Annotated in this window: 18 protein-coding genes; 3 read left to right on the forward strand and 15 right to left on the reverse strand. The window is 33.2% G+C overall.

Features of this window, described 5'->3' with window-relative positions; genetic code table 11:
* Positions 1-37: 37 nt before the first annotated feature.
* The 4 genes from AC6CH4_RS04770 to AC6CH4_RS04785 all read right to left on the reverse strand — a co-directional run bounded on the left by AC6CH4_RS04770 (position 38) and on the right by AC6CH4_RS04785 (position 5391).
* Positions 38-787, reverse strand: coding sequence for a shikimate dehydrogenase family protein (locus AC6CH4_RS04770; RefSeq protein ID WP_498100648.1), 750 nt, complete (start codon positions 785-787; stop codon positions 38-40).
* Complete coding sequence (locus tag AC6CH4_RS04775) at positions 787-2184, reverse strand: tetratricopeptide repeat protein (protein WP_056185668.1); 1398 nt, start codon at positions 2182-2184, stop codon at positions 787-789. The genes AC6CH4_RS04770 and AC6CH4_RS04775 overlap by 1 nt, the downstream gene beginning before the upstream one ends.
* Before the next feature lie 209 nt (positions 2185-2393).
* The gene (locus AC6CH4_RS04780; RefSeq protein WP_498100650.1) at positions 2394-3587 is read right to left on the reverse strand and encodes an aspartate aminotransferase family protein; all 1194 of its coding nucleotides are present in this window, start codon (positions 3585-3587) and stop codon (positions 2394-2396) included.
* Between the two features lie 115 nt (positions 3588-3702).
* Positions 3703-5391, reverse strand: coding sequence for an OstA-like protein (locus tag AC6CH4_RS04785; protein WP_498100652.1), 1689 nt, complete (start codon positions 5389-5391; stop codon positions 3703-3705).
* A 331-nt stretch (positions 5392-5722) separates the two neighbouring features.
* Here AC6CH4_RS04785 and AC6CH4_RS04790 point away from each other — a divergent pair, with 331 nt between their 5' ends.
* Positions 5723-7594, forward strand: a complete 1872-nt coding sequence (locus tag AC6CH4_RS04790; protein ID WP_498100654.1) for an alpha-amylase family glycosyl hydrolase — start codon at positions 5723-5725, stop codon at positions 7592-7594.
* A gap of 51 nt (positions 7595-7645) precedes the next feature.
* Here AC6CH4_RS04790 and AC6CH4_RS04795 read toward each other — a convergent pair whose 3' ends face one another.
* The 7 genes from AC6CH4_RS04795 to rsfS all read right to left on the reverse strand — a co-directional run bounded on the left by AC6CH4_RS04795 (position 7646) and on the right by rsfS (position 13276).
* Positions 7646-8428, reverse strand: coding sequence for a superoxide dismutase (locus AC6CH4_RS04795; protein WP_498100656.1), 783 nt, complete (start codon positions 8426-8428; stop codon positions 7646-7648).
* 8 nt (positions 8429-8436) lie between these two features.
* A complete protein-coding gene (locus tag AC6CH4_RS04800) occupies positions 8437-8706 on the reverse strand; it encodes an acyl-CoA-binding protein (RefSeq protein ID WP_056185655.1) in 270 nt (89 codons plus the stop codon).
* Positions 8707-9360: a phosphatidylserine decarboxylase family protein gene (locus AC6CH4_RS04805; RefSeq protein ID WP_056185652.1), complete on the reverse strand. Its 654-nt coding sequence runs from the start codon at positions 9358-9360 to the stop codon at positions 8707-8709.
* A complete protein-coding gene (locus AC6CH4_RS04810) occupies positions 9350-10240 on the reverse strand; it encodes a phosphatidate cytidylyltransferase (protein WP_498100658.1) in 891 nt (296 codons plus the stop codon). Before AC6CH4_RS04810 ends, AC6CH4_RS04805 begins: the two co-directional genes overlap by 11 nt.
* A 1-nt stretch (position 10241) precedes the next feature.
* The gene (locus AC6CH4_RS04815) at positions 10242-10850 is read right to left on the reverse strand and encodes a lactate utilization protein B/C (protein ID WP_498100660.1); all 609 of its coding nucleotides are present in this window, start codon (positions 10848-10850) and stop codon (positions 10242-10244) included.
* A 113-nt stretch (positions 10851-10963) separates the two neighbouring features.
* On the reverse strand, positions 10964-12889 hold the full coding sequence (gene ftsH, locus AC6CH4_RS04820) for an ATP-dependent zinc metalloprotease FtsH (RefSeq protein WP_056185642.1): 1926 nt from the start codon (positions 12887-12889) through the stop codon (positions 10964-10966).
* A 15-nt stretch (positions 12890-12904) separates the two neighbouring features.
* On the reverse strand, positions 12905-13276 hold the full coding sequence (gene rsfS / locus AC6CH4_RS04825; RefSeq protein WP_007809313.1) for a ribosome silencing factor: 372 nt from the start codon (positions 13274-13276) through the stop codon (positions 12905-12907).
* 93 nt (positions 13277-13369) lie between these two features.
* Between rsfS and AC6CH4_RS04830 the strand changes: the two genes are divergently transcribed.
* The gene (locus tag AC6CH4_RS04830) at positions 13370-14107 is read left to right on the forward strand and encodes a biotin--[acetyl-CoA-carboxylase] ligase (RefSeq protein ID WP_498100663.1); all 738 of its coding nucleotides are present in this window, start codon (positions 13370-13372) and stop codon (positions 14105-14107) included.
* A gap of 73 nt (positions 14108-14180) precedes the next feature.
* Here AC6CH4_RS04830 and AC6CH4_RS04835 read toward each other — a convergent pair whose 3' ends face one another.
* From AC6CH4_RS04835 to pyrE, 3 genes are all read right to left on the reverse strand, one after another.
* Entirely contained in the window at positions 14181-14837 is a 657-nt protein-coding gene (locus AC6CH4_RS04835; RefSeq protein WP_498100665.1) for a DUF2306 domain-containing protein, read from the reverse strand.
* A 286-nt stretch (positions 14838-15123) separates the two neighbouring features.
* On the reverse strand, positions 15124-15516 hold the full coding sequence (locus AC6CH4_RS04840; RefSeq protein WP_192185128.1) for an SRPBCC family protein: 393 nt from the start codon (positions 15514-15516) through the stop codon (positions 15124-15126).
* 144 nt (positions 15517-15660) lie between these two features.
* On the reverse strand, positions 15661-16305 hold the full coding sequence (gene pyrE / locus AC6CH4_RS04845) for an orotate phosphoribosyltransferase (RefSeq protein WP_089354431.1): 645 nt from the start codon (positions 16303-16305) through the stop codon (positions 15661-15663).
* A gap of 7 nt (positions 16306-16312) precedes the next feature.
* On the opposite strand from pyrE, the gene AC6CH4_RS04850 reads away from it, so the two are divergent.
* Positions 16313-16924: an NUDIX hydrolase gene (locus tag AC6CH4_RS04850; protein WP_498100668.1), complete on the forward strand. Its 612-nt coding sequence runs from the start codon at positions 16313-16315 to the stop codon at positions 16922-16924.
* Between the two features lie 236 nt (positions 16925-17160).
* On the opposite strand, the gene AC6CH4_RS04855 is transcribed toward AC6CH4_RS04850, so the two are convergent.
* Positions 17161-17571: a hypothetical protein gene (locus AC6CH4_RS04855; RefSeq protein ID WP_498100670.1), complete on the reverse strand. Its 411-nt coding sequence runs from the start codon at positions 17569-17571 to the stop codon at positions 17161-17163.
* Between the last annotated feature and the right edge of the window lie 22 nt (positions 17572-17593).

A 17593-nucleotide genomic window follows, 5' to 3' on the forward strand; every position in this document is an offset into this window, starting at 1 on the left:
CGAAAATTACTTTAAGATTTAATTTCCCCGGATTTTTTTATTTATTCCATATTTTCCAGGCTTTCTCCGCTTGGAAAATAAGCATATCATACCCGTTTTTAGTAATTGCTCCGTATTTTTTTGCGTTTTTCATAAACTGCGTTTCTGCCGGATTATAAATTAAATCGTATGCAATATGTTTATCAGTAAAGAATTCGTACGGCAAATCAGGACAAGCTTCAATATTTGGACTTGTTCCAACAGGTGTACAGTTGATTATGATTTGAAAATTGTCAAAAGTTGTGGCATTAATTAAGTCGTAATCAATAATATTTTCCTTTGCTTCTCTCGATACAAAAGTATAGGGAATATCAAGTTCATCAAGAGCAAAAGCAACACCTTTTGATGCTCCTCCGGTTCCTAAAATAAGTGCTTTTTTATGATATGGTTGTAATAATGGCTTTAATGATTTTTTAAAGCCATAATAATCGGTATTATAACCTTTCAGTTTTCCATTTTTGGTAAACTTAATGGTATTAACAGCACCAATTAATTTTGCCTTTGTTGATAGTTTATCTAAATAAGGAATTACTTGCTCTTTGTACGGAATCGTAACATTAAGTCCCTTTAGATCCGGGTTGTTTTTTAATAATCCGGTGAAATGATTTATTTCAGATATATCGAAATTTTCATAGCTGTTGCCGACAAAAACTTCATCACTAAATTTTTCTGTAAAATATCCCTTTGAAAAAGAGTAACTTATATTACGACCCAATAAGCCAAAACGCCTTCTTAAAATATCAATCATTATTGTTTTCTATGTTTTTCAATATAATTTTTAACCATTTTTTTTGTCCAGACTACAGGAAATAAATCTTCGATCAAAATATAATTGTCAAAGTTTAAACGTAATCCGTTGCTTAAATGAAATTTCGCTTTTGTGTTATCCTGAACCATAAAATACAGTCCGGCTAGACGATATTCGATTTCGTTTTCTTCCGGAAAATATTCTGAAGCTTGCAATAAGGTTTGAATTGCACTTTCAAATTCACCTAAGAACTGTAAAATATCAACCCAAAACAACCACGTATCTAAAGCATAATCACCAAATTCAACCGCTTTTCTGTATCCAAATTCAGCTTCTTCAAAAAAGTTCATTTGCTTGTTGATCGTTGCATAACGCTTCCAATACAAACGATTTTGATTGTCAATAGCCAAAGCTTTATTCACAAAAAATAACGCTTTTTGAAAGTTTTTCTGGCGAACATAAAAGTCGGTAATCGCAATCCATCCTTTGTCTAAAAGAGGATCTTCATGAACGGTTTGGTTATAATATTGAAGTGCTTTTACGGCATTCCCCAATTTTTCATAACATTTTCCGATACGCAATAGAGCATATGAAGTTGCATCATCTAATTCGATGGTTCTGTTATAGCTTTCAATAGCTTCATGATATTTTTTCAAACGCTCATGCGCTTTTGCTTTTTCCATGAAAGCGCCTAAAAATTCGTCATCAATTAAAGTTGCATAATCAAAGGCACGAATAGCATTTTCATATTCTTTTACACCATAATGCAAACGGCCAAGCTGATGCCAGGCAATTTCACTATATGGGTTTTTGTTGATATAATCGTTCAGATAAACAATGGCTTCTTGGTTTTGATCTAAAAATTCAAAACAATAAACCACGTTATACAAGGCAGATTGATCTTCTAAATCTTCTTCCAGACATTTGATAAAACTGTCTTTTGCCATCTCAAGGTTATCCATAAAAAGATATTCCATACCAATCAAGTTGTACACGTCAGCGTAGTCGTCAGTATATTGCAAAGCAATTTTAAGCAATTCTACCGCTTTTTCGTGTTGATCTCTTTTGGAACAGATATTGGCTTTCTGGATGTAAATTTCCTCGTTGTTAGGTTCGATTGCATATAACTCATTCAAGAGCTTTTCGGCGATCTCGAGTTTGTCATCATAAACCAGCATTTCTACTTGTACTAATTTTAAGCCCGTAGATTTTGGGTGTTGGTCCAATGCAAGTTTTAAGGCCTTTTTTGCTAAATTAGCCTTGCCTATGTCTAAATAATGAAGAATAATTTCTTCAAATTCTTCAGAATCAAAAAAGAGTACTTTGTTAGTTTTTAACATTGACTCAAATTTGGATAGGGATAGGTTATAATCTTCTTCTTCGTTGCTTAATTGCATACTGTCTTTATTTGAAATTAGCCTGTTATAAATTTAGGCAACCATATTATTGTTGTGGGGAAAGGAAATTAATTGTTTTGAACAATTTAATTAACAATATGGACAGAATTTTTATTCTATTTTTAGTCATAATCTTCTGATATGTAAAAGATTATTTTGTTATTATTCTAATTTTATTTTTAATGGAAACACGTTCCAATAGCTTTAAATTAGCTTTTACTCTTTTTCATGATTTCATCCATAACGTTTAATATTATGGCACAACCTTCTTTTATTTCTTCTTCAGAAATGGTTAATGGCGGTGTTATTCGTATAGCGCATCCTTCAAACAACAGCCAGAATAAAATCAATCCTTTATCCTGACAATTTAAAATAACCTGATCAGTTATTTCAGCTGTTTCAGTCATCGCAGCAAGCATTAATCCTTTTCCTCTAACTTCCTTTATCAAAGGATGTACCAAAAGCGATCTGAAGAGTTTTTCTTTCTCTAAGGTCTCTTGCATTAAATTAGTCTCAGTTAATTCCTGCAAAGTCGCTAAACAAGCTGACGCAATGACAGGGTGACCTCCAAAAGTAGTGATATGCCCTAATTTCGGGTTTTCTGTTAAAAGATCCATTTTTTCTGCAGAAGCAGTGAATGCACCTACTGGCATTCCGCCTCCCATTCCTTTTCCCATGACCACAATATCCGGAACGACATCGTAGTTTTGAAAGCCGAAAAGTTTTCCGGTTCTGCCGAAACCGGGCTGAATTTCATCTACAATCATCATAGCACCAACTTCATCACAACGTTTACGAACTTTCTGCAAAAAGTTGTTTTCAGGCTGAATAAATCCGGCACCGCCCTGAATTGTTTCTAAAAGAATTGCGGCGGTTCTGGTTGTTATTTTCTGTAAATCCTCTTCATTATTAAAAGTAATAAAATCGACATCCGGAAGTAATGGGCGAAAAGCTTGTTTGCGTTCTTCAAATCCCATAACACTCATCGATCCCATTGTGTTGCCATGATACGCATTATGGCACGAAATAAGCTGACTGCGACCAGTTGTTCGTTTGGCCAATTTAAGAGCACCTTCAATTGCTTCTGTGCCTGAATTGACTAAATAGGTTTTATTTAAAGATTCGGGCAGGAGAGAAGCTAATAATTTACAATATTGAACGGCTGGACTTTGTGAATATTCACCATAAACCATTACATGTGAATATTTGTCTAACTGATCTTTTATGGCCTGATTAACTCTCGGATGTTGATGTCCAAGTGTACACGCAGAAACGCCGGCAACAAAATCTAAATATTTTTTATCGTTTGTGTCGTAAATATAGGAACCAATAGCGTGCGAAACTTCCATTCCGAGTGGATATGGGGAGGTTTGTGCCTGGTATTTTATAAAATCTGAATTCATTTTTTGAGGTTCTAAGTTGCTGAGCTTCTAAGATTCTGAGTTTTAAAACTGCGACTAAATTTTAACCGCAAAGATCGCAAAGCTATACGCTGAAAACTGAGACTGAGACTGAAAACTATTTCTTAGCCTTTGCACTGGTTTTTGTCGAATCTGCTTTGGCAGTCTTTGTTTTTACCGCGGGTTTCTTTTTATCGTAGTCGAGAGTTTCTTTCCTAACTTTCATCGGGACGTCTTTGTCTTTTGCTTCCTGGTCTTTTCCTTCCTGAATTAATTTGTCATTCATTTCATTATCCTCGGCGGTAAAAATATCATCTTTTGATTTTATTCTTTCATCGCCGCGCCAGACGAAACCTCTTAATTTTCGGGCATTTTCAGGTAAATCGACTTCGGGGTAAATATCGCCGTCAACATTCTTAAAAAAAGTAATGGTTTCAATAGCATTATTTTCTAAGATAAGATTGATTTTACTACTTACGCTTTTATTAATTCCCACAAGTTCGTTAGCGTCATTCCGCGAATAATAAATCACTTCTGTATTTTTGATAATATCAACATCATGGAGTTTTCCATCCCTGAATTTTCCAAATAAATTGAGCCCTTTTACCTGATTAAATCCTGTTCCAAGAGTGTCCTTCGAAATCAGGAAAGTGTTATTTAGGACTTTTAAGGAATCTAATTTTTTGGTAGTATTATCTCCAATTAAATGCATGACATCACCGGTAATCTGGTTATCACCATTCCACAGAATTGGATTTCCTATCAATTTTGTTAAGGCAGTTTTAGAATTTGAGTGTATTGAATCGCATTTACCACTCATGTCTATTTTAAAGAAACGAACATTGTTATAGGCTCTCAAAATTCGTTCGCCTTCCTTTCCGGTAACCATTAATTTTTTTCCGTGAATGTAAACCGAATCATTTTCTACAAAATTAATAGCCACTGCTCTTTTGGTTACAAACATGGAATCTTTCAGCTTATAAACTTCGGCATAATGTCCTTTTACGACTCCACGATTAATTGAATCAGTAATTTTTACATTTCGTGTCGCCGATGCAAATTCCGTATTCCGATTGTAATATAAACTGTCGCCTTCTATAAGTCGGTCGTCATATTTTATATAAGATTTTCTGAGGAAATGGGCCAGGTTTTTCTTGGTGTCATAAAAGCCTTTTTCGGTATAAATATAATTTGCTTTACTGGTAATAGTTGAGGGTCCAAGTAAATAGGTGTGTCCTGAATTGCTGTAATAATCTAAATGATTTGATTTTACAACGTATTTAGGATTCGTTAGTGTTACTTCTGTCAAAAACTGGAACTTTTTTTCGGCTACATAATATCTTCCGGATTTACTAACCAGAGTGTTATCCTTATTAACGATGGTACCTTTTGTGTTATAAAAAACCTCCTGAACATTTCGGTCAAAATTTATAGTATCAGTTGCTAGAGTTGCATCTGGAGAGGTCATAACGGCATTTCCGGTAGCAAATGCTTTTTTTATGTTTCCGTTATATTCGGCATATTTACTATTTAAAAATAAAGTATCGCCCTGAACCAATTGTACATTACCAAAGGCTTTAAGATAATTTTCTTTTTGAAAAAAATAGGCCTTATTGCAAGTTAGTACCACACCGTCATGATTTACCTTTACATTTCCTGTAAGTAAAAGTGCATCTGGCATTAATTCTTGATTGACATCAGAAAAATCGGCATTTTCTACAATGATTTTTTTAGGTGCCTGCGCAAAAATGCTCTGAACACTTAAAAGAAGTAAACAATAAGATATGAAAAACAGTAATTTCTTCAATTGATTAATTTTTTGTCAAATTTATGAAAAAGGATACAACCTTAATGGATATTAGGATTAATTTATAATTGTTTCTTTTTAGGTGCAGAGGTTCATAGTAGCAAAGGTTCAAAGGTTTTTTTAGTTTAGGATTTGATAAAATCCTGAAATCGATTTGAAAATTAATTTAAGTTACAAACAAAACGAATAACTATTACGTTGTAGTTTAACTTTTTAATTAGAAGTTAAAATCAGTTTCTTTGAATTTTAAAAATTAAACTAAATTTAGAAAATGGTTTTAGAGGAATAATTTAGCTCAGGGACGTAAAAAGATCAGATTATAAAAAAAAATATGATAAATAAACGATTTATAGTTACAGGAATGGCTGTAACCGTGCTGTTTTCGGCATGTAAAACAAAAGATTTAAAAATGAATACGGCTCAAGAAGAAAGTACTGCAGAAAAGAAAATTGTAGTGTATCAGGTTTTTACACGCTTATTTGGAAATAAAAACAAAACAAACAAACCCTGGGGAACTATTGAAGAAAACGGAGTCGGAAAGTTTAATGATTTTACAGATACAGCACTTCATGAAATTAAAGATTTGGGTGTAACCTATATTTGGTATACTGGTGTTCCTCATCATGCTTTAGTTCGTGATTATACAGCTTACGGAATTTCAAATGATGATCCTGAAGTAGTAAAAGGTCGCGCCGGATCGCCTTATGCAGTTAAGGATTATTATAACGTAAATCCTGATTTGGCTGTAAATCCAGCGAATAGATTACAAGAATTTGAAACACTGATTGCTCGTACACATAAAGCTGGTTTAAAGTTAATTATTGATATTGTGCCAAATCATATTGCCCGAAAATATGAAGGAAAGAATAATCCGGAAGGTGTAAGAGATTTTGGTGCAGATGATGATGTAAATGTTGAATACAAAAGAGATAATAATTTCTATTACATACCGAAAGTGCATTTTGAAATTCCGGATGGTGATATTCCATTAAATGGAGAAAAAAATCCAATGATTGATGGTGTATTTGATGAAAATCCTGCAAAATGGACAGGAAATGGTTCCCGAAAAGTGAAGCCGGATCAAAATGATTGGTACGAAACCGTAAAAGTAAATTACGGAATTCGCCCGGATGGCTCGAAAGATTTTCCAGAACTTCCGACCGGATTTGATCAAAAGTCTTATCAGGAACATTTTGCTTTTTGGCAGGATAAGGATGTTCCGGATTCGTGGAAGAAATTTAAATCTATTGCTTTGTATTGGACAGCAAAAGGAGTTGATGGTTTTAGATATGATATGGCTGAAATGGTTCCATATGAATTTTGGAGTTATATGAACTCGGCAATCAAAATGAAAAATCCAAAAGCTTTCTTATTGGCAGAAGTTTATAATCCGAATGAATATCGGAATTATATTCGTTTAGGAAAAATGGATTATTTATATGATAAAGTAGAAACTTACGATAAACTGAAAGATGTTATTAGAGGAAAAACATCTCCGGATGGTTTATCTAATATTCAAAAAGGGATGTCGGATATCGAGCATCATATGCTTCATTTTTTAGATAATCATGACGAACAACGTTTAGCAAGTCCTGAATTCGCCGGAACTCCCGAACGTGGAAAACCTTTGATGGTTGTTTCCACTACAATTAGTACATCGCCAACAATGATTTATTTTGGACAAGAAGTAGGAGAGGCCGGAAATGAAAATGCCGGATTTGGAATCCATTCCAGAACTTCTATCTTTGATTATATTGGAGTTCCAAATCATCAACGTTGGATGAATAATGGCAAATTTGATGGAGGACAACTTTCTGATTCTGAGAAAAATTTGCGTGATTTTTACAAACGATTATTAAATTTTTCGATTAGTAGTTCTGCTTTAATGGGAAGTTTTCAGGAAATTCAATCTGTAAACCGTCAGAATAATATTGGTTATGACGAATTAATTTATTCATATGTTCGTTGGTCTGAAAATCAAAAATTAATTGTTGTTGCCAATTTTTCTTCTGAAAAAACAAGTGAGTTTGATTTAAAAATACCATCTGATATTATTTCAAAATGGAAATTGAAAGATGGCCAATATCAGTTAACTGATCAACTATATCAAAAGAATACAGTTCAGTTAAAAGTCAATAATGGAGAAGGAATAGCAAAAGTAAAAATTGCACTTTCTGAATCGTTTATTTTCGAATTGAAATAATTCGATATAGAAATACATAAAAAAAGCTGATACATTGTGTATCAGCTTTTTTTATACCTTTTTGACTTTCTTCAAAGCTTCTTTATAATTTTCGTTTACTTTTTCCCAATTAATATGTTTGTAAAAAGCATCGATATAAGTTCCTTTTCTATTTTGATAATCTAGATAATAAGCATGTTCCCATAAATCAATTCCCATTATTGGAGTTCCCGGAATCAAAGCATTTTTCATTAATGGATTATCCTGATCTCCTGTAAGAGTCACCTGAAGTTTTCCATATCTGTCAACAACCAGCCAAACCCATCCCGAACCAAATTGTTTCGTGGCCATAGCTTTAAATTGGTTCGTTAAGTTATTAAAAGAACCAAATTCTTTATTTATAGAACCTGCTAAAGTGTCTTTGGGAGTTTGCTCTTTTGGGGTCAAAAGATTAAAATACATAGTATGATTGTAATACCCTCCTGCGTTTTGACGAAGTTTAGCATTACTAAGATCCATTTTTTTTAGAATATCTTCAATCGGCATGTTTTCAAATTCCGTCGAAACAATTTCTTTATTTAAATTATTGGTATACGATAGATAATGTTTCGAATAATGTGTTTCTAAAGTAAGAGAACGTATGTCAGGAGCTAGTCCGTCATAAGCAAATGCTAATTTGGTAAGTTCAAACGAACCGGGATCAGCTTTTACATCATCAGGTGTACCGATCGTTATTTTTTCTTCTTTTGTTGGTAGAGGAACTTCAACAACTTCCGTTAGTTTATTGCTATCATTACAAGAAAATAATATGAAGAATGAAGTTAAAATACCAAAACGAATAATTTTTTTCTTCATAATGTAATTTATTTTGATGTTAGAGAATCTATAATTTCGATGTAATTTTCTTTTGCTTCGTCAATTGATATATGACTAATTTGCATCCACGCATTTGTTTTAAACGCATCACGTAAATCAAAATTCTCAGATTGATTATATACAGCCGTTCCGAAAGTTGCCTGTTTATAATATGCATAAAGTCGTAGCTGCACATCTTGTGGCAGTGAGGACTGAGTCATTTTTAAAGCGATTTCTACAGCCTCTGAAAAACGAGTATCTAAATCTTTTTTGGTCATTTAAGCTTTTGTAGCAATGATGGTTTTTCCTCCAATTGCTTTTTGATTCAACTCTACGTTAATTTCGGTACCTAAAGGTAAAAATAAATCTACTCTTGAACCAAATTTTATGAAACCAGCATCAGTACCCTGAACAACCTGCATTCCTTCTTGTGCATAGTTTACAATTCTGCGAGCTAAAGCACCGGCAATTTGTCTGTATAATATCTGACCAAAGGTCTCGTTTTCAATAACAACAGTAGTTCTTTCGTTTTCTTCGCTAGCTTTTGGATGCCAGGCTACTAAAAACTTACCTGGATGATATTTACTAAATTTGATAATTCCATCCATTGCATAACGCGTAACGTGTACGTTTATTGGAGACATAAAAATAGAAACCTGTAAACGTTTGTCTTTAAAGAATTCACCTTCATAAACTTCTTCAATAACTACAACTTTTCCGTCAACCGGAGCAAGTATGTGGTCGCTGTTTCTGATTGCTATTCTTTTAGGGTTTCTGAAAAATTGCAGAATAATAATCAAAATTACTACACCAGCAATTTGTACCAGAATTCTTAACCAACTAATATCAATGAATTTGTCGGCAATTAAAAGCACAGCAACTGCAAAAACAGTACCTAATAAAATGGATGGGCCTCCTTCTTTATGAAACATAATATAAAATTTGATAAAATAAAAATATAATTGGTGCTACAAATATAACACTATCTAATCGATCTAGGATACCTCCGTGGCCAGGCATTATGGAGCCACTGTCTTTTACACCGGCAATTCTTTTAAATTTGGATTCAATCAAATCTCCAATGGTTCCAAAAACACTAACAATCAAAGCGATTATTGTCCAAATCAGGATAGATTTACTACTGAATTCAGGTTTTGGCTGAATGTATAATTTGGAAATTAAAAATCCGGCAAAAGCTGCAAAAACAACTCCACCGATAAATCCTTCAATTGTTTTTTTAGGAGAAACACGTTCAAATAATTTATGTTTTCCTATTGATTTTCCAACCAAATAAGCAAAGGTATCATTGGTCCAGATTAAGATGAATAATCCAAGAATAATTTTTGGATTATAATCATTAGTACCAAAAGAAATTTTGACAATAAATATAAATGGAAGAGTGATGTATCCTAATAGGTATAAGTATTTTGAAGATGTGCTGACACTTTGAACATTGTCATAAAACAAAAATAAAATACATTTAACAGAAATAACTAGTGTTACAGCAAGCAATACAAGGTCTAATTGCTGAATATTGGTAGTTAAATTTAGATTTGAATTAAATTGCTCATTCAAAAACAAGGTAGTCTGTTTGTTGTAATGACTAATTAACAAAATAGTGGTGTACAACAGGATTCCAAACAGGATAGAAAAGACTTTGCTAAGGTTAACTAAATTGCAAAATTCGTAAATTGTAATTATTAAGAAAAGACCAAAAAGGATAATAAAGCTTTCAGTAGAAAACAGAATTGCGGTTAATAATAAAGCGATATAAACAGCACCAGAAATGGTTCTCTTGAGTGTTTCGTTCATCTTAAAGGTCTTCTAAAAGCAATAAATAGAGATTTTTTGCAACGCTTCCGTATTGTGTAAAATCTTCCTCTTTTGCTTTTTCGAAATATTTTATAGTGGTAATGTTAGTTGGATAGTCTCTTTCGTATTTTCGTTTAATAGCACTCAAACCATCACTTTTCATGGGTAGAATCTGACTTGTTGTGGCTATTATAACAATATTTGCAGGTAACTCGTTTGGTTTGTCTTGTCTGATTTGCTTTGATGAAAACAAAATAGAACCTTCATCAGCAATAAGGTTTTCGCAGGAAGCTAATAAAAATTTAGGAGCTTTTGGTGCAATATAAATAAGTTTGTTTTCTTCTAATAAATGAAAAAGACCTGGTTCATAGCATAAAACTTCATTTTCAAACCAGTCGTTTTCTTCTAAAATATTTTCAAATTGTTCTGCAACTTCTTGCTTGTTCTCACAATACAAAAATTTACCACCATTTTTCTTAAAATTGAAAATGAATTGTTCGTCAAGAGATAAATGACTGTTCGGAATTGGATTTCCTCCTCCATATTCGCTTTCATGTTCTTCGTCAGATGCGGCGTCGCCAGAACCAAATATTTTTTTGAAAAAATTCATTTTATATGAAATACTTTACATGTTAATTGAAAACGTTCAAAGATAAAAAAATCTTAATTCAAAAGCCTGTTTTGAATTAAGATTTTAAAAAATATTACATATTTCTGAATAATTTACGAAACCACTTCTTCCAGATTTTTGTCAAAAGTACGTTTTCCGAAAATTGTTTCTAAGTCATCTTTAAAAATAACTTCTTTTTCTATTAGTATATCAGCAAGTTGATTAAGTTTGTCTTTGTTCTCTTGCAGGATTTGAATAGCTCTTTGATATTGTCCTTCAATTAATTCTGAAATTTCTTTATCAATAACTTTTGCAGTTTCATCAGAATATGGCTTAGAAAAGTTGTATTCGCTTTGTCCTGTTGAGTCGTAATAAGTAACGTTTCCGATTTTTTCATTCAAACCGTAAATAGTTACCATAGCACGGGCCTGACGAGTAACTTTTTCTAAATCGCTCAATGCACCAGTCGAAATTCTGTCAAAAGTTACTTTTTCAGCAGCTCTTCCACCCATAGTTGCACACATTTCGTCTAACATTTGATCTGTTCTAACGATTTGTCTTTCTTCTGGTAAGTACCATGCAGCTCCTAAACTTTGTCCACGAGGAACAATTGTTACTTTAATAAGTGGTGCGGCATGCTCTAACATCCAGCTTACAGTAGCATGTCCGGCTTCGTGAATTGCAATTGCTCTTTTCTCTTCCGGAGTAATGATTTTATTTTTCTTTTCAAGACCACCAATGATTCTGTCAACAGCGTCAAGGAAATCTTGTCTGTCAACTGCAGTTTTATTGTTACGGGCAGCAATTAAGGCAGCTTCGTTACAAACATTAGCGATATCAGCACCAGAGAATCCCGGTGTTTGTTTTGCTAAGAAATCTAAATCAAGACCTTCTATTTTTTTGATAGGCGCCAAGTGAACTTTAAAGATTTCAGCTCTTTCGCGAATGTCCGGTAAGTCAACAAAAATTTGTCTGTCAAAACGCCCGGCACGCATTAAAGCTTTGTCAAGAACATCAGCTCTGTTTGTTGCAGCCAAAACAATTACGTTAGAGTTTGTACCAAAACCATCCATTTCTGTCAATAATTGGTTCAAAGTGTTTTCTCTTTCGTCATTTCCGCCTGACATATTGCTTTTTCCTCTTGCTCTACCAACAGCATCAATCTCATCGATGAAAATGATAGCAGGAGATTTTTCTTTAGCTTGTTTGAATAAATCACGTACACGTGAAGCACCAACTCCAACGAACATTTCCACGAAATCAGAACCTGATAATGAGAAGAATGGTACTTGGGCTTCACCGGCAACAGCTTTAGCTAATAAAGTTTTACCGGTTCCGGGAGGCCCTACAAGTAAAGCCCCTTTTGGAATTTTACCTCCAAGATTCGTATATTTTTCTGGGTTTTTAAGGAATTCTACAATTTCTTGTATTTCTTCTTTTGCACCTTCTAAACCAGCAACATCTTTAAATGTTGTTTTGATATCTGTTTTTTCATCAAACAATTTAGCTTTCGATTTTCCGATGTTGAAAATTTGTCCGCCACCGCCACCAGCGCCGCCTGACATTTTACGCATAATGAAAATCCATACACCAATAATAATGATGATAGGAAGCAGACTAATTAAAATGTCGCTCCAGTTGTTTTTCTGCAAGAAATTAAAATCTTTCAGTTTGCCTTCGCCAACTGCTTTTTCTAATTTAGTTTGAAAAATTTGATCGTTACCAATTTCTAAAGTATAGTGAGGACCTTTGTTTGCTCTGTCAAAAATATCTTTAGCTACTTTTTTATTGGCAGCATCTTTAAGGGCCGCAGCAGTTAAATATACTTCAGCTTCAGCTTTATTATAAACGATAACTTTTTCGATTTGTCCTTTTTCTAATAATACATTGAATTTAGAAGAAGTTAATTGAGCAGGTTCGCTTAAGTTAGATCCTCCGGTTGCAAAACTTATAAATAAAAAAACTAAAAGTATTGCAGTATATATTAACCAGGGACTTATTTTAAATTTACTCGGATTTGGATTATTATCTTTAGCCATTAGAAAAAATTTTCTTTAGTATTTGTTTTCGATTGTAGTTATTTTGGCGTCACCCCAAAGGCTTTCGATATTATAGTATTCACGAATGTGTTTTTGGAAAACATGTACCACGATGTGCACATAATCCATAAGAACCCATTCCGCGTTATCGGTTCCTTCTACGTGCCATGGTTTATCTTTTAAATCTTTAGATACTGTTTTTTGGATAGAGTTCACAATGGCGTTAACTTGAGTGTTAGAACTTCCGTTGCAAATAACAAAATAGTCACAAACAGCCGTGTCTATTTCTCTTAAGTCAAGAATATCAATATCATTTCCTTTTACTTCTTCAATCCCTTTGATTATGTTCGCCAGTAGAACATCATTATTAATAGTCTTTTTCGCCATGAATTATTTTATATGAATTTGTAAAGTTACCAAAATTTGTGATTATTTTTGAACCTTAACAAAATATTAAATTAAGTTATTTAAATTACTTGAATGAAACTAATCAAACTCGATGCCATAGATTCTACAAACGACTTTCTTAAGGCATTATCAAGTCAGGATGAACTTGATAATTTTACTGTGGTAACAGCTGAAAATCAGACAAAAGGCAAAGGGCAAATGGGAGCGAAGTGGGAATCAGAATCGGGTAAAAACTTAATTATGAGTGCCTTGGTAAAGGATTTTCTATATGATAATGAGCAGGTTTTTAATTTAAGCTTAATTGTTTCCTTGTCCGTAATTGAAGCTTTAAAATCATTAAATATTCCTGATTTAAGCATAAAATGGCCAAACGACATTATGTCATACAATAAAAAGATTGGTGGCATACTAATCGAAAATACCATCAAAAGTGATGGCAGAATCGTGTCAGTAGTCGGATTAGGGCTAAATGTTAATCAAACAAATTTTGATGAATTGCCAAATGCTTCTTCCTTGGCAGTCATTTCAGGTCATACTTTTGATAAAGAGATGTTGCCAGCTTTAATTATTGAAAAAATACAGCAGAATACAGAATCATGGGAATCAAATTCGGCTATTTTCTGGAAAGAATATTTTAATACGTTATTCCGAAAGGGCGTGCCAATGCCTTTTAAAAACCTTAATTCCGAATCACGAGAAAACTTTATGGGAATCATTCAGGGCGTTTCTTCAGTAGGAAAAATACAAATTATGCTCGAAGACGATTCTGTTTCAGAGTTTGATATTAAGGAGGTTCAAATGCTTTACTGAGAGGTTCAAAGATGCAGAGTTACAAAGGTTCATAGGTTTTGAAATCTTTGTGTCTTAGTGACTTCGTGGCAGATTACACTTTTATTAGATTTTCTTTTTTCGGTGCTATTTTTCTATTCCAATAGATGATATAAATTGTACCTAAAACAGAGGGCAGCATCCAGGAAATTATATTCCCGATTCCCATTCCGGCAACAATAAAAGCGGTAATGGAAGCTATTAATGCGCCAACCATTTTTCCGATATGTTTAGAAAGCCACTTCTTCCTGAATTCTGAAGCATTCTTGTAAAAAATAAAATCTTTTATGGTCATAAAGAGGCCAAATCCCCCAAAAAAAGTAAATAAAATACCATTTTCAATTGCGTTTAGTTGACAATATAGTCCGATGAAAATCATTACAACAGAAAAAAACAACATAGTTCCAGAGATTAATTTGTCCATAAAATTAGCTTCCGATTTGTATTTGAAAGACGATGCCCTGTTTCCTGAAATCACAAGATAAATGGTAAATAATCCAATCAGGAATAAAAAGATATTCTGATGATTAGGTAACCAACAAATAGGCAAGGATATTAAGCAGCTTACTAACATGCCGATAGTAAATAATTTCCCCATTTTTTTATGCAATGAACTTCCTTTTTTTACCAAAACACTTCCAATTCCGGTCATTAAACCGATTCCTCCAAAAAACGCGTGAATGTAAATTAAAATCTTAATAGCTGTTTCCATTTTAGTTTGAGTTAGTTTATGGATCAAACTTCGATTAATTATTTTTTCTGCTATAATTTATAATTCCCAACTGTTGTTTTTTGAGGATGAAGTGTGGGTTTTGCCACAAAGTTGCTAAGACACAAAGAAAACTAAACTTTGCAACTTCGCGACTTTGCGAGATTATTCTAAAAAAAAAAACTTTGTGTCTTAGTGTCTTCGAGGCAAAAAAAAGCCTGATCGTAAAATCAGGCTTTAATTTTTTATGTAAATAGCGAATTAACAATTTACCATTTATAATTCACAATTATAACTTAGTCATATTGTTGGCTAGAGTTTCAATGAATTTACTGATTGGTCCTTTGATCATCATGGCCATCATGGCATTGAATTCTCCTTCAAAGAATAATTGTACAGCACTTTCTGAATCAGAAACACTGTCAATGTTTGAAGTCAAAGTAAAAGGAAGTTTATCGCTTGCAGCTCCTAAAACAATTTTGTTTGGTGCTGTTTTTTCCTTCATTTTTAGTTTTATTTCCGGCATTCCTTTCAATCCAAAAATAAAAGCATCTTCGCCAATGACTTCAAATTTAGCGATATTATCCGGCATTAATTTTTCAAAATTCTTTACATCAGATAATTGATCAAATAGATCTTGAGCTGATTTCTGAACAGTAACTTTTGGACTTTCTAAGTTCATATTTTATTTTTTATTTAAATAACATCGTGTTTTTTAACCGCAAAGAACGCAAAGGTTTTTTTCTATTGTAAACCTATCATAAATGAAAGTTCGCAAAGCTTTGTAGAAAAGGTTAATCTAAAATCTACAATCTAAAACCTAAAATTAATCCTGTCCCCAAGTTGATGGAATTGCGTTCCATTCTTGCAAAGTAGACTGTTGCTCTTCAGTAATATATTGTTTTTGAACTGCTAATTCCAATAAGTTCTCGTAGTTGCTCAAGGTATATAAATCGATGTTTGCATTTTTGAAGTTTTCTTCGGCAACACCAAAGCCGTAGGTAAAAATCGCTGCCATTCCTTTAATATTGGCACCTTCGTTACGTAAAGCTTCAACAGCCATCAAACTGCTGTTTCCGGTACTAATTAAATCTTCAACGACAACTACATTTTGTCCTTTTTGTAAAAAACCTTCAACCTGGTTTTGTCTTCCGTGTTTTTTAGCTTCCGGGCGCACATATACAAATGGCAATCCAAGGCTTTCAGCAACAAGAATCCCAATTCCAATAGCTCCAGTGGCCACTCCGGCAATTACATCTGGTTTTCCAAATTGTTTTTCAATGTTCTTCGCAAATTCATCACGAACATAATTTCGGATGATCGGAAATGAAAGAATTAACCTATTATCACAATAAATAGGTGATTTCCATCCAGAAGCCCATGTAAAAGGATTTTCTGGATTCAATTTAATTGCATTTATTTGCAAAAGCAATTCGGCTGTTTTTTCGGCAGTATCTTTATTAAAAATCATAATACAAATGTATAAAGTTTTTGTGAACGACAAACCACTTTTTTTGACAAATGAAATCTCAAGAGAGACTAATTTTCAATTATTCTTGTTGGAGAGTATTGATATTGAGCAGCTTATAGTGAAAATTTTTCAAAATAAAATTCAAAAGGCTTACTTGTATCATCCCGACGAAAGAGAGATTATGAAGACTCTCAAAGCTAAAATCCCTGTTAATAAAGCGGGAGGAGGCTTTGTATACAATAAAAAAGGCGAAGTTTTATTCATTTTTAGAAACGGAAAATGGGATTTGCCAAAAGGCGGAATCGAAAAAGGCGAGGAAATTGAAAACACTGCCATGCGCGAAGTTGAAGAAGAAACCGGCGTAGGCAAACTCCGAATCACAAATAAACTCCAAAAAACCTATCACGTTTTTAAGCGAAACGGAAAATACAAACTCAAAATAACGCATTGGTTCGAAATGTTTTCTGATTTCGAAGGAACACCGCAAGGTCAAATCGAAGAAGGAATCGAAAAAGTGGCCTGGCTAAATCCGGAACAAATCAAAGAAGCATTGAAAAACTCTTATGAAAATATTAAACTGCTTTTTGAAGAAGAGAGTAAGATTTCAATTGAAGAATAAAGAATAAAGAGTATAGAATATAGATTTTTCAAACTTAGCGCCTTAGAATCTTACATTGGGCGTGCCACCATTTAAAAAAAGGCCTAATCAACTTTGCGTTCATTAGGCCTTTTTTTAAATGCTGTCGGGCTTTCGCTGCTACTTCGGTAGCTTAGCTCTATCCCTCACGCAGAGCTACACTTTGTGGTTAACTATATTTTTTAAATCATTTAGAAGTTTACAAAATCAGGATAAAGTTATTTGGTAATAAGTAAAGTTGGTCCGCACAATTCTCCTTTTTCACTTTCGCCAGTTACATTTATCATGGCTCTTTCAAAGTTAGATCCAAAAGTAATACTTATTTCAGATTGGTTATCATTTCCATTTACAATGACACATCCATTTGGCTCTGCCGAAATGATAGTCCATTTTGTACTTTTAGATTTAAAAGAGCTATTGTAAATAAAATTAGCTGTAGAACCTGGTTTTGCAATACAACTGCCAATATTTGTTACTTGATCATAAAAAACCGTCCTGCCAGAAATAAAGCAATAAGTTCCTTTTAGATTAGATGGCTGACTAAATTCTGTAGCAGTTTCTATAGATTTCTCATCATTAGAACAAGAAACAATTAAAAGTGCAGCAAACAATGTTATTATTTTTTTCATTTCGTTTTTCAATTTGATTTAT

This window comes from Flavobacterium sp. GQ95 (assembly GCF_059758655.1).

What these genes read in the sequence shown, in the direction of transcription:
- rsfS (WP_007809313.1), bottom strand. Translation starts at nt 13,276, where the DNA reads ATGGCGAAAAAGACTATTAATAATGATGTTCTACTGGCGAACATAATC.
- AC6CH4_RS04770 (WP_498100648.1), bottom strand. Translation starts at nt 787, where the DNA reads ATGATTGATATTTTAAGAAGGCGTTTTGGCTTATTGGGTCGTAATATA.
- AC6CH4_RS04815 (WP_498100660.1), bottom strand. Translation starts at nt 10,850, where the DNA reads ATGAATTTTTTCAAAAAAATATTTGGTTCTGGCGACGCCGCATCTGAC.
- AC6CH4_RS04810 (WP_498100658.1), bottom strand. Translation starts at nt 10,240, where the DNA reads ATGAACGAAACACTCAAGAGAACCATTTCTGGTGCTGTTTATATCGCT.
- AC6CH4_RS04795 (WP_498100656.1), bottom strand. Translation starts at nt 8,428, where the DNA reads ATGAAGAAAAAAATTATTCGTTTTGGTATTTTAACTTCATTCTTCATA.
- ftsH (WP_056185642.1), bottom strand. Translation starts at nt 12,889, where the DNA reads ATGGCTAAAGATAATAATCCAAATCCGAGTAAATTTAAAATAAGTCCC.
- AC6CH4_RS04840 (WP_192185128.1), bottom strand. Translation starts at nt 15,516, where the DNA reads ATGAACTTAGAAAGTCCAAAAGTTACTGTTCAGAAATCAGCTCAAGAT.
- AC6CH4_RS04780 (WP_498100650.1), bottom strand. Translation starts at nt 3,587, where the DNA reads ATGAATTCAGATTTTATAAAATACCAGGCACAAACCTCCCCATATCCA.
- AC6CH4_RS04835 (WP_498100665.1), bottom strand. Translation starts at nt 14,837, where the DNA reads ATGGAAACAGCTATTAAGATTTTAATTTACATTCACGCGTTTTTTGGA.
- AC6CH4_RS04790 (WP_498100654.1), top strand. Translation starts at nt 5,723, where the DNA reads ATGATAAATAAACGATTTATAGTTACAGGAATGGCTGTAACCGTGCTG.
- AC6CH4_RS04800 (WP_056185655.1), bottom strand. Translation starts at nt 8,706, where the DNA reads ATGACCAAAAAAGATTTAGATACTCGTTTTTCAGAGGCTGTAGAAATC.
- AC6CH4_RS04855 (WP_498100670.1), bottom strand. Translation starts at nt 17,571, where the DNA reads ATGAAAAAAATAATAACATTGTTTGCTGCACTTTTAATTGTTTCTTGT.
- AC6CH4_RS04775 (WP_056185668.1), bottom strand. Translation starts at nt 2,184, where the DNA reads ATGCAATTAAGCAACGAAGAAGAAGATTATAACCTATCCCTATCCAAA.
- pyrE (WP_089354431.1), bottom strand. Translation starts at nt 16,305, where the DNA reads ATGATTTTTAATAAAGATACTGCCGAAAAAACAGCCGAATTGCTTTTG.
- AC6CH4_RS04805 (WP_056185652.1), bottom strand. Translation starts at nt 9,360, where the DNA reads ATGTTTCATAAAGAAGGAGGCCCATCCATTTTATTAGGTACTGTTTTT.
- AC6CH4_RS04850 (WP_498100668.1), top strand. Translation starts at nt 16,313, where the DNA reads ATGTATAAAGTTTTTGTGAACGACAAACCACTTTTTTTGACAAATGAA.
- AC6CH4_RS04830 (WP_498100663.1), top strand. Translation starts at nt 13,370, where the DNA reads ATGAAACTAATCAAACTCGATGCCATAGATTCTACAAACGACTTTCTT.